This is a genomic window from Bacteroides reticulotermitis JCM 10512 (assembly GCF_000517545.1).
GTDB classification, from domain to species: domain Bacteria; phylum Bacteroidota; class Bacteroidia; order Bacteroidales; family Bacteroidaceae; genus Bacteroides; species Bacteroides reticulotermitis.
The window spans coordinates 1-12,701 of sequence record NZ_BAIV01000004.1 but is presented as its reverse complement, the minus strand read 5'-3'; the positions used below and the strand labels follow the sequence as shown (position 1 = coordinate 12,701).

General features: G+C 44.1%; 9 protein-coding genes. 8 read left to right on the top strand and 1 reads right to left on the bottom strand.

Translation table 11 applies throughout. The annotated features are described in order from the left end of the window. Positions 1 to 53 precede the first annotated feature (53 nt). From uvrC to deoC, 4 genes are all read left to right on the top strand, one after another. The gene (uvrC, locus tag JCM10512_RS02985; protein ID WP_044160542.1) at positions 54 to 1,883 is read left to right on the top strand and encodes an excinuclease ABC subunit UvrC; all 1,830 of its coding nucleotides are present in this window, start codon (positions 54 to 56) and stop codon (positions 1,881 to 1,883) included. A gap of 628 nt (positions 1,884 to 2,511) precedes the next feature. Next, entirely contained in the window at positions 2,512 to 2,964 is a 453-nt protein-coding gene (dtd, locus tag JCM10512_RS02980; RefSeq protein WP_044160337.1) for a D-aminoacyl-tRNA deacylase, read from the top strand. A gap of 31 nt (positions 2,965 to 2,995) precedes the next feature. Then, positions 2,996 to 3,334, top strand: a complete 339-nt coding sequence (locus JCM10512_RS02975; protein WP_044160539.1) for a nucleotide pyrophosphohydrolase — start codon at positions 2,996 to 2,998, stop codon at positions 3,332 to 3,334. Next, a complete protein-coding gene (deoC, locus tag JCM10512_RS02970) occupies positions 3,321 to 4,223 on the top strand; it encodes a deoxyribose-phosphate aldolase (RefSeq protein WP_044160334.1) in 903 nt (300 codons plus the stop codon). Before JCM10512_RS02975 ends, deoC begins: the two co-directional genes overlap by 14 nt. Positions 4,224 to 4,568: 345 nt before the next feature. On the opposite strand, the gene JCM10512_RS02965 is transcribed toward deoC, so the two are convergent. Beyond that, entirely contained in the window at positions 4,569 to 5,543 is a 975-nt protein-coding gene (locus tag JCM10512_RS02965) for a polyprenyl synthetase family protein (RefSeq protein WP_044160537.1), read from the bottom strand. Positions 5,544 to 5,630: 87 nt separating this feature from the next. On the opposite strand from JCM10512_RS02965, the gene polA reads away from it, so the two are divergent. The 4 genes from polA to JCM10512_RS02945 form a co-directional block, all read left to right on the top strand. After that, positions 5,631 to 8,456 carry a DNA polymerase I gene (gene polA / locus JCM10512_RS02960; RefSeq protein WP_044160331.1) on the top strand — a complete coding sequence of 942 codons (2,826 nt, stop codon included), beginning with the start codon at positions 5,631 to 5,633 and terminating at the stop codon, positions 8,454 to 8,456. A 306-nt stretch (positions 8,457 to 8,762) separates the two neighbouring features. Beyond that, on the top strand, positions 8,763 to 9,161 hold the full coding sequence (locus JCM10512_RS02955) for a DUF3836 domain-containing protein (protein ID WP_044160326.1): 399 nt from the start codon (positions 8,763 to 8,765) through the stop codon (positions 9,159 to 9,161). A gap of 1,285 nt (positions 9,162 to 10,446) precedes the next feature. Further along, the gene (locus JCM10512_RS02950) at positions 10,447 to 11,349 is read left to right on the top strand and encodes a serine O-acetyltransferase (protein ID WP_044160325.1); all 903 of its coding nucleotides are present in this window, start codon (positions 10,447 to 10,449) and stop codon (positions 11,347 to 11,349) included. A gap of 16 nt (positions 11,350 to 11,365) precedes the next feature. Further along, positions 11,366 to 12,701: THUMP domain-containing class I SAM-dependent RNA methyltransferase (locus JCM10512_RS02945; RefSeq protein WP_044160321.1), on the top strand; the 1,336-nt coding region annotated here is incomplete at its 3' end.

Below are 12,701 nucleotides of genomic sequence, written 5' to 3'. Positions count from 1 at the left end.
CAGGGTGTAGTTAATGCTACACCCTTTTTTATTCCTGAATGATTCGTATGGCCATGAATGAAAATACAGATTTAAAAGGCGATGATTACCTGAAAGGTATCGTTTCCAACCTCCCGGAAAAACCTGGAATATACCAGTATTTAAATACGGAAGGGACTATTATATACGTTGGAAAGGCTAAAAATCTCAAGAAAAGGGTTTATTCCTACTTCAGCAAAGAGCACGAACCAGGCAAAACCAGGGTGCTGGTTAGTAAGATTGCCGACATTCGCTACATTGTAGTAAACACGGAAGAGGATGCACTGCTGCTCGAGAACAACTTAATCAAGAAATACAAGCCACGCTATAATGTACTACTGAAGGATGACAAGACCTATCCTTCTATCTGCGTACAGAACGAATACTTTCCACGGGTATTCAAAACCAGACGGATTATACGAAACGGTTCGGCCTACTATGGCCCCTACAGCCATGCCCCTTCCATGCAGGCAGTACTCGACCTGATCAAACATCTCTATCCGTTACGCACGTGCAACTTGAATTTAACGCCGGAGAACATCAATGCGGGCAAGTTCAATGTATGTCTGGAATATCATATAAAGAACTGCGCCGGCCCTTGCATCGGACTCCAGACACAGGAGGATTATGCAAGAAACATCGATGAAATCAAGGAAATATTAAAGGGAAATACGCAGGATATAAGCCGGCTGCTTCAACAGAAGATGGAGGAACTGGCTGAAGATATGAAGTTTGAAGAGGCACAGAAAGTTAAAGAAAAATACTTGCTGATAGAGAATTACCGTTCCAGATCGGAAGTTGTGAGCGCTATTTTGCATAATATCGACGTCTTTTCAATCGAAGAAGATGACTCGAACTCTGCTTTCATCAACTATCTGCATATCACCAACGGTGCCATCACGCAAGCATTCACCTTTGAATATAAAAAGCGATTAAACGAATCGAAAGAAGAGCTATTGGAACTGGGTATTATCGAAATGAGGGAGCGATATAAGAGTCTTTCGCGCGAAATCATTGTGCCGTTTGAAGTGGATTTTGAGTTGAATAACGTCGTATTCACCGTACCTCAACGGGGAGATAAGAAGAAGCTTCTGGAACTTTCGATCCTAAATGTCAAGCAATACAAAGCGGACCGGATGAAACAGGCGGAAAAGCTAAATCCGGAACAACGCAGCATGCGATTGATGAAGGAAATACAGCAAGAACTTCATCTCGACAGACTCCCCATGCAGATCGAGTGCTTCGACAACTCAAACATTCAAGGTTCGGATGCGGTAGCCGCCTGTGTAGTCTTCAAAAAGGCGAAACCCTCGAAGAAAGATTACCGGAAGTATAACATTAAAACGGTAGTAGGACCGGACGATTATGCATCGATGAAAGAAATCGTTCGACGTCGCTACCAACGAGCAATCGAAGAACAGACTCCCCTGCCCGACTTGATTATTACTGACGGTGGAAAGGGACAAATGGAAGTTGTCAGACAAGTAATAGAAGATGAACTCCACTTGGATATACCTATTGCCGGACTTGCTAAAGATGGACGCCACCGCACGTCGGAGCTACTCTTCGGCTTCCCTCCGCAAACGATCGGTATCAAGCAGCAAAGTCAGCTATTCCGCTTGCTAACTCAGATACAGGACGAGGTGCACCGATTTGCGATTAGTTTCCATCGTGATAAACGTAGCAAACGTCAGGTCGCATCGGCATTGGACTCCATCAAAGGCATTGGAGAAAAGACAAAGACAGCCTTACTGAAAGAGTTCAAAAGCGTCAAACGCATTCAGGAAGCATCCGTAGAAGATATTGCCGCAATCATCGGTCCGGCCAAAGCTCAAATGCTCAAAGAGGAACTTTCGAAAAGCTAATTTTGCCAATTCGCTTACGATAAAGAGTACGATATGCACATGACTGGCAAGTACCGGAATTGCGATCTAATGCAGCAAAGAGGCGAAAAGCTGTAAGAGTGAGTAGCATAACAGAATTGAAAGCCTCTTTCTAAGCGACAAATACGACTATATCATCCTGGTTATCAGACACTTGATTTAAATAAAGCAAAAATAGAATAGATGCAATCAAGTTTGCCTATACTTGGCTGCTCTTCGTGCAGCGAAATCAATAAACCCATCAATCCCCAAAAGCATACTCAATTGACAATCAATGTATTAATCGAATAAAACAGCCATAAAACGGTTTATTTACGACACAGCCTGTGCTATGCAAAGAGCAGCGAAACACAATGAGTCCCCCAACTCCCCGTCGGCTGACTTGTTATAGCCCAAAAACAGCAACTAGCAGCCGGGTAAATCACAAAACAAACAGGCAACAAACAAAAGAAGGATGATTCAATACAAGCGAATAAGACAAGGAATATCCAAGCAACTCTTACACAGACGAAGAGCCAATCCATTATTTATCTGCAAAAAACAGATGGAATCTCTTTCGAATTTTGTAAATTTGCCTATCCAAAGAATATAATGACTCAAAAGAGTAACAATGAGAATAGTTATACAACGCGTAAGCCACGCTTCAGTTACCATCAACGGACAATGCAAGGCAGCCATTCAAAAAGGGTTGCTAATTCTGGTAGGAATCGAAGAGGCAGACACTCCCGAAGACATAGAATGGCTTTGCAAAAAGGCGATTAATCTTCGCATATTCGACGATGAAAACGGGGTAATGAACAAGTCGGTGAAAGACATTGAAGGGGAGATTTTAGCAATCAGCCAATTCACACTACACGCCTCGACCAAGAAAGGCAACCGTCCTTCCTATATAAAAGCCGCCGGTCCGGCAATCGCCATTCCACTTTATAAGCAGTTCTGCCAAGAGTTGAGTCGCGCACTGGGGAAAGCGATAGGTACAGGCGAATTCGGAGCGGATATGAAAGTTGAACTCTTAAATGATGGCCCCGTAACCATTTGCATAGATTCAAAAAACAAAGAGTAGAAAGGAAATAGGAACGATGGAATCGGATAAAATCACAATTGAAGAAGCCCAAAAGCAGGTGGATCAATGGATCAAACAGTACGGAGTGCGTTATTTCAGCGAGCTAACCAATATGGCGGTGCTTACTGAAGAGGTTGGAGAATTGGCACGGGTCATGGCACGCAAATACGGTGACCAGTCATTCAAAGCCGGCGAGAAAGACAATGTGGAAGAAGAAATAGCCGATGTGCTCTGGGTGCTTTTATGCATAGCCAACCAAACAGGCGTAGACGTAACCAGTGCGTTCCGGAAAAGCTTAGAGAAAAAAACTGAACGAGATAATAAAAGACATATCAATAACCCAAAACTGAACGATCATGGAAGAGAATAACTCTACAAGAAACAAGTACAAAACCACATTGGCTAAGTACAAAACGAATCTGAATGATGCAGACATACAAGCTCAGGTAGCTACTTTAATCGAGAAAAAAGTTCCCGAAAACAATACCGAAGAAGTAAAGAAACTTCTATTCAATTGTATTGACCTGACAACACTCAACACCACCGACAGTGATGAGAGTGTAATGCGTTTCACTGAAAAAGTGAATCAGTTCGACGATGAATTCCCCGATTTAAAGAATGTAGCAGCCATTTGTGTATATCCCAATTTCGCTGCAATCGTTAAGAATACGCTCGAAGTAGAAGGTGTCAATATTGCTTGCGTAGCAGGTGGGTTCCCCTCTTCGCAGACCTTCACCGAAATAAAAATAGCCGAAACCGCACTAGCAATTGTCGATGGAGCCGACGAAATAGATATTGTTATCTCAGTTGGCCAGTTCCTGAACAACGACTACGAAACTATGTGTGACGACATTCAGGAAATCAAAGAGACTTGCCACGACCATCACCTGAAAGTTATCCTCGAAACAGGAGCACTTCAAACGGCTTCGAATATTAAAAAAGCATCCATTCTATCGATGTATGCGGGAGCTGATTTCATCAAAACATCTACCGGAAAGCAACAACCCGCTGCTACCCCGGAAGCTGCTTATGTGATGTGCGAAGCCATCAAAGAGTATCATCAAAAGACAGGCAATAAGATCGGCTTCAAACCAGCCGGAGGAATTAATACCGTAAACGACGCGCTCGTTTATTATACCATCGTCAAAGAGATATTAGGCGAAGAGTGGTTGAACAATAAACTATTCCGTTTAGGTACGAGCCGATTGGCTAACCTCCTATTATCCGAAATCAAAGGCGAAGAAATCAAGTTCTTCTAAATACCGAACCGTCAACAAATGGCCTTTTCAACGAAAGAAGGTCCTGATTATAGGTAGCGATACCTGCAAGATCTTGCCTTTCCAGGCAGAGAACTTGCAGGTATTGTTTTAATAGAGAATCCGGAAGGCAGAGCAATTCCGTATACCTTTAGTACAAACTTTTCAATTCCGGTTACAAGCTACCCGGCAAATGACACAGTGCATTACTCCATCGTTAGCGAAGAAATGGGGATTAATGAATCGGGATTAGCGAATAGTAAGGATATAAAAAATAAGAGCAGTTCGAAACACGGATTATAAACACGGGGGCCAATACCAGCGGAGAATTATGAGCGTAGAAAGAAATTAGATTTCGCGATCGGTAACATAATGCAAATAAGCTTCCAACGAGCTTCGGATTTCTGAGGTCGGCAATTCCGCCAAAATGTTCAGCGCTTTCTGCTTGTACTCACCCATAACCTTAGCTGCATACTCAATGCCACCTTTTTCTTTAGCGTATTCTATTAAATAGCCGATTTCATCGGGAGTAGCCAACCCATCCTTAACTTTAATAGCCACGGATTTCGCCTGCTCATCACCATAGGTATTCAGCGCATACAGAACGGGAAGAGTCAATTTACCTTCCATCATGTCATTTCCGGTCGGCTTACCAATCTTTTCACTATCAAAATAATCGAAGATATCATCCTTAATCTGGAAGCAAACTCCAATATATTCGCCCAACAAACGAGCAGCGTCGGCATGCGGCACACCCATCCCTGCCGAAAGGGCAGCAGAATGCGTACAAGCAGCAAAAAGCGCAGCCGTTTTTTTACGAATTACATCGAAGTAAACGTCTTCGGAGAAACTATGATTACTTACGTTGGAAAGCTGTAGCAATTCGCCGTCAGCCAAGTCCTGCCCCAGCCTAGAGACAACCTGAATAATATCCAGGTTCTTCGTCCGTCCGGCATATATCAGACTTGTAGCCAACAGATAGTCGCCCGACAACACTGATACCTTATTATTATAGATAGCATTCACAGAGAGCTGTCCCCGACGTTCCGTACTTTCGTCTACTACATCATCATGCACTAAACTTGCCGTATGAAGAAGTTCCAGAGAAACAGCCGCGTAGAGGGTTGAAGGGCCGATAGTTCCGGCAAGCCGGGCAACCAAAAGCACTAGAATTGGACGCATCATCTTACCATTCCTCTGACGTATATGAGATATTACGCTGTCGAGCAATGGATTGGAAGAGGTAAGAGAACTATCAAAAAGTCTCTTAAATTCTTCTAGTTCAGCCGCAATCGGAAACCTTATAAGAGATAAACGATCCATGTATACACAATTTGGGCACAAAAGTAATAATAAAACGATTAATACCGTATTTTTTTGTACTTTTACCATGAAAAATTAATAAATTCTATGGATCCAAACAATAAATTGTTTCTTTTAGATGCATATGCATTGATATACCGTGCTTATTACGCTTTCATCAAAAACCCCAGAATCAACTCAAAAGGATTTAATACGTCCGCTATACTGGGGTTTGTCAATACGCTGGAGGAACTATTGAAGAAAGAGAACCCCAGTCACTTGGGAGTTGCTTTCGATCCCGCCGGCCCTACATTTCGTCACGAAGCATACGAACAATATAAGGCACAACGCGAAGAGACGCCGGAAGCAATCCGCCTCTCCGTACCTATCATCAAAGATATAATCCGTGCCTATCGAATTCCGATTCTGGAAGTTCCGGGCTATGAAGCCGATGATGTTATCGGAACCCTCGCGACCGAAGCCGGACAACAAGGCATTATAACGTATATGATGACGCCGGACAAAGACTATGGACAACTAGTCACCGACAACGTATTCATGTATCGCCCCAAGCACACCGGAGGATTTGAAGTGATGGGTGTGGAAGAAATCAAAGCCAAGTACAACATCCAATCGCCCGACCAGGTGATTGACTTACTCGGATTGATGGGCGACTCATCGGACAATATTCCGGGATGTCCCGGTGTGGGAGAAAAGACAGCCCAGAAATTAATCGCCGAATTTGGAAGCACCGAAAACTTACTGGAACATACCGACCAATTAAAAGGAGCTCTGAAAACAAAAGTAGAATCCAACAAGGAACAAATTGTTTTCTCCAAATTCTTGGCAACAATCAAAATTGATGTTCCTATCAAACTTGATATGAATTCACTTGTTCGCGAAAAAGCGGATGCGGAATCACTTCGGGCAATTTTTGAAGAACTGGAATTTCGGACTTTAATCGACCGGGTTTTGAAAAATGAAAATCAGCCGGGATCGTTTACACAGACAAAAGCCGCGCTTCCTCCTCTCCCACTCTTCGCAGAAGAAACAACTCCAACTCAAGGCGATTTGTTTGCAGAATTTGCGGGCAACGGGGCAGATGAAGCTAAAAATTCAAATCTAGAGAGCTTAGAAACGCTGAATGCAAACTATCAACTCATTGATAATGAAACAAAAAGACACAAAATCATTCAAAAGTTGCTTACAGCCGAAATTCTTGCGCTAGACACAGAAACCACCGGAACCGAACCCATGGTAGCCGAATTGGTCGGAATGAGTTTCTCCACACAGGAAAACGAAGCTTTCTATATTCCGGTTCCTCCCGAAAGAGAAGAAGCCTTAAAAATTGTGAATGAGTTTCGTCCGGTCTTCGAAAATGAGAAATCGATGAAAGTCGGACAGAATATCAAATACGACATGATCATTCTCCAAAATTACGGAGTCGAAGTGAAAGGTCCTCTTTTCGATACGATGGTAGCACACTATGTATTGCAACCCGAACTTCGTCACGGGATGGATTACCTGGCAGAGATTTATCTCCGTTACCGAACCGTCCCAATTGAAGAGCTTATCGGCCCGAAAGGAAAAAATCAGAAGAACATGCGCGACCTTGATCCGAAGGACGTATACCTCTATGCATGTGAAGATGCCGATATAACGCTGAAGCTAAAGAACGTATTGGAAAAAGAACTGAAAGAGAACGATACGGAGAGCTTATTCTACGATATCGAAATGCCACTCGTCCCCGTGTTGGTTAACATTGAGCGAAACGGCGTGCTACTCGACACAGAAGCACTTAAGCAATCGTCCGCTCACTTCACCGCAAAGATGGAGCAGATCGAACAAGAGATCTATACGCTGGCCGAGACCGAGTTCAATATCGCCTCGCCCAAACAAGTAGGCGAAGTACTCTTCGATCAACTTAAAATCGTAGAAAAGGCAAAGAAGACCAAGACCGGCCAGTACGTCACCTCCGAGGAAGTACTTGAGAGCCTCCGCCACAAACATCCCGTTGTAGAAAAGATACTCGAGCACCGGGGACTTAAAAAACTGTTGGGCACCTATATCGATGCGCTTCCTCAGTTGATCAACCCGCGCACAGGCCGTGTACACACCTCTTTCAACCAGACAGTAACCGCCACGGGACGGCTTAGTTCGAGTAATCCGAACCTACAAAACATCCCGATCCGTGACGAAAACGGAAAAGAGATCCGGAAAGCATTTATCCCCGATGAAGGATGTCTCTTCTTCTCGGCCGACTACTCGCAGATCGAGTTGCGCATCATGGCACACCTGAGCGAAGATAAAAATATGATCGACGCGTTCCTCAGCAATCACGATATCCACGCTGCCACAGCTGCGAAGATATACCAGATTGATCTGAAAACCGTAGACGCCGACATGCGCCGCAAAGCTAAAACCGCTAACTTCGGCATAATCTACGGCATATCAGTCTTTGGGCTCGCCGAACGCATGAACGTAGACCGCAAAGAAGCCAAAGAACTAATCGACGGCTATTTCACAACCTACCCGGGTGTGAAAACCTATATGGACAAAAGTGTGGAGGTAGCCCAAGAGAAGGGATATGTAGAAACCATCTTCCACCGCAAGCGCTACCTGCCCGACATCAATTCACGCAACGCAGTCGTACGTGGATATGCAGAGCGAAATGCCATCAACGCTCCGATTCAGGGAAGTGCCGCCGACATCATTAAAGTAGCGATGGCACGCATCTATCAACGGTTCCAGGCGGAAGGCATACAGGCCAAAATGATCCTTCAGGTACATGATGAATTGAACTTCAGCGTCCCCATGAATGAAAAAGAGCGGGTAGAAGAAATTGTTATCACCGAAATGGAAAATGCCTACCGCATGCACGTCCCCCTAAAGGCTGATTGCGGCTGGGGAAAGAACTGGCTAGAGGCTCATTAACCTACTAGGGACCAGCGACATAAGGACAAATAAACGCCCTAACATTATTTAACTACGCGTACACGAAGAAAGCAAAATATGCAGTTTGTACGCTAAGTGAATCCTCCAATATCCGGCAAATGATCTGCCGGATATTTTTTTATCGAATAAGTTGCCAAAAAGAAACTTCGGAAAGCCTACGTTTTTGACATTATGATATATTTTTAATAGATTACTATGTAGATTCCAATTTATTATGTATGTTTGTACTAGGAAATCAATCCTAGAGTTAGCAAATAGAAAGTATAATTTAAAAACCAGATAGCCATGAAAACAAAAGTTTCTTTAACCAAGATCGTATTATCCATCGTATTTATGTTTGCCATATCCCTCTCTACTTTTGCACGAAGTAACGACGGGCAGTTAATCTACAATCCAATAGAGGAAAATGGAGTAATGGTAGGACAGACTGTCTTCAAGAAAGACGGTGCCACACTTACCAATTATATGAAGTACAATTACAAGTACGATGCAAACAAGCGAATGACCGAAAGTGAAACGCTAAAATGGAATAGCAATAAGAGTACATGGAACAATGACTTGCTTGTTAAGTACACCTATGAGGGTAAAACCGTTACCACTAACTATTATAAGTGGAACAATAAAAAGAAAGAATACGTGATCGTACCCGAAATGACTGTAACAATGGACGATCCAAACTTATAAGATCTCTCGACTCTCATAATTTCAGTTTGAAGAAGAAGCTGTTGCGAGTTACTGCCAACAATGTATGCATCCAAAGCCGGTAACAGCGAACACCTTTCGGGTATAACAACCTACTCTCACACAAAGAGAGCACACACAAAGGGTAAGAACAGAAGTCTCTGGCTCAGTGAAGAGCACCGCTTGTGGAAGGAAAGGAATTAATTGCTTCACAGCAAAACAGCTTCTGTCTCAGCTCATCACTCGGGTGATAAAACGTTATTGTCCGAGTGATGAGTTCTTAGTATTGATACCCTGATTCAATGCAACTTATATAGAAAAACACACCCTGATTATCTATAATCAAAGAAACAACGCTAGAAGCAAATCTTTAATTACCTTACAATCTTACTAAACCAACGAGAAGCTACCATTTCAAGTAGCTTCTCGTTTTTTTGTTCTGATCAGGCAACCAAGCACTTAAACTACTTGAAAATTCCGGTTCAAACAGCCAGTAAATAAGGTTTGAGTTTTTGCTTTCAGGTTTCAGTTTCGAACATATAATGCTGATAAACAACACTTTTAGGCTGAAAGCAACACTTCAAAGAAGGGTTCAGCTTTCAGTTCTTCCCGGTTGCAACCAATTAGATTGCCTAAGACTTACGCATGAGTCTGCTTCATACAACCATGGAGGCTGTTTCCATACCGCAGCAAATTCAGCAGCTAGTATGCAGCGCGCATCGAATGAAAGCGCTGAAGGCTATATACTGTACTTTCAGGTCCTTGATTTCAGGATTATCACACTAGCTACCAACTAATTAAATCAGAAACTGAAGGGCTGAAAGCCAAAAAGGAAACATAATATAGAGAGATTTTCAGAAGGTATTAACGAGGGATCAGGCTGGATTTCGTCTGATACCATTACACCCATGCGTAGCTCCCAATTTGTAGAGATGAAGAAGCCCCCCGGAACTGTGCAAACGAAAGAAAGGGGAAAGCAAAACAATAGCCCGGGGCAAAGGGGGCAAGAGCCCAGGGGAAGAGGAGCCATAGAGCCGGGCAAAATTTAAAAAGCCCGGGGCAAAAGAAAGACTCTCTACCGACGAGATCGTAGCTTCCGATTAAAAAAATAGGAATATTTGTGCCACGTGAAACACCGATTTCTACGCCCTCTTTTCGAAACTGTTTTCTCCTTCAATAATAAAGTTTCCACTCTACATGCTCCATCTTCCACTTTATCAACTAAATCGTCTTGCTATATAAACGTTTTTTTCTACCTTTGCAGCCACATAATATAAGGAATCTATCAATGAGTCCACTGAACTTCACCCACATCCTGACACAGGCAGTCGATGAGCTATCGGAAAGCGAATCATACAAAGGGCTGTTTCATCAACACAAAGATGGCGAACCACTGCCTTCTGCTAAAGTCTTGCACGAAATAATCGAGCTGACACGCTCTATTCTTTTTCCCGGATATTTTGGAAATTCAACCATCAACAGTCGCACAGTAAAATACCATATCGGTGTAAATATTGAGAAACTGTTCGACCTCCTCTCTGATCAGATTCTTGCCGGACTCTGCTTTGGGACACCGAAAGAAGCGTGCACACCTAGTACAGAAAAAAGGCGAGAAAGAGCTGCGCACCTGGCAGCCAAGTTCATCAGCGGATTACCCTCCATGAGAATGATATTGGCTACGGATGTAGAAGCTGCTTACAACGGAGATCCGGCAGCCGAAAGCTACGGTGAAGTAATCTGCTGTTATCCGGCTATCAGAGCCATCAGCAACTACCGCATCGCACACGAATTACTGGAGCTTGGCGTTCCCCTGATTCCCCGCATTATCACCGAAATGGCACATAGCGAAACCGGTATAGACATCCATCCCGGAGCGAAGATCGGCAGTTATTTCACCATCGACCATGGGACAGGCGTCGTTATCGGAGCCACCAGCATCATCGGTAACAATGTCAAACTCTACCAAGGTGTCACATTGGGAGCCAAAAGCTTCCCCCTCGACGCTGACGGTAAACCTATCAAAGGAAACCTTCGCCATCCGATATTGGAAGACAACGTCATTGTCTACTCCAACGCCACCATCTTGGGAAGAATCACAATTGGTCGCGACGCAACGGTAGGAGGCAATATCTGGGTAACTGAAGACGTCCCTTCCGGAGGCAGAATAGTACAAACAAAAGCAAAGAAATAAAATCAAGTTTAAATATATGAGTGAACATTTCGAAATGATTGCCAAGACCTTCCAGGGACTGGAGGAGATACTTGCAGAGGAACTTACCGCATTAGGAGCCAACGATATCCAGATAGGACGCCGCATGGTATCCTTCACCGGAGATAAGCGGATGATGTACAGAGCCAACTTCTGCCTGCGTACAGCAATCCGTATTCTGAAGCCGATCAAACACTTCACAGCCAAAAACGCAGATGAAGTATATGCGCAGATCCAGGCAATTCCTTGGGAGAAGCATTTGGATGAAAACAAGACCTTCGCCATAGACGCCGTGGTATTCAGCGAAGAGTTTCGCCACTCGAAGTTCGTCTCGTATAAAGTAAAAGACGCGATTGTGGATTATTTCCGTGAAAAGACCGGCAAGCGTCCGTCAGTCCGCATCAACAATCCGGACGTTTTGCTCAATATTCACATCGCACAGACCACTTGTACCCTATCGCTGGACTCTTCCGGTGAATCACTCCACCGTCGTGGCTACCGTCAGGAAGCGGTAGAAGCTCCGCTGAACGAAGTGTTGGCTGCAGGCATGATCCTGATGAGCGGCTGGCGTGGAGAGTGCAACCTGATCGACCCGATGTGTGGTTCGGGAACCATCCCCGTTGAAGCAGCACTGATTGCCCGCAACATTGCTCCGGGAGTATTCCGCAAAGGATTTGCTTTCGAGAAATGGGTGGATTACGATTCCGATCTGTTTGACGAAATCTACAACGACGATTCACAAGAACGTGAATTCGAGCATAAGATATTTGGCTATGACAACAACCAGAAAGCCAATGAGATAGCAACACACAATGTGAAAGCTGCCGGTGTATCCAAAGACGTAATCTTAAAACTACAGCCGTTCCAACAGTTTGAACAGCCGACAGAGAAATCCGTCCTCATCACCAATCCTCCTTATGGAGAGCGTATTTCCACAAACGACTTATTAGGACTTTACCAGATGATCGGCGAGCGTCTCAAGCACGCTTTTGTCGGCAATGAAGCCTGGGTACTCTCCTACCGCGACGAATGCTTCGACCAGATTGGTTTGAAAGCCAGCCAACGCGTTCCACTGTTCAATGGTCCGCTGGAGTGTGAATTCCGCAAATACGAGATCTTCGACGGAAAATACAAAGAATTCAAAAGTCAGGAAGAAGGAGCTGAGAATGAATCGGATACCGAAGGCAAACCACGTGGAGACCGTGAATTCAAGCCACGCAGTGATCGGGAATTCAAACCGAGAGGTGACCGTGAATTTAAACCACGCGGAGAAGGTGGATTCAAACCGAGAGGTGACCGGGACTTTAAACCACGCGGAGAAGGTGGATTCAAAC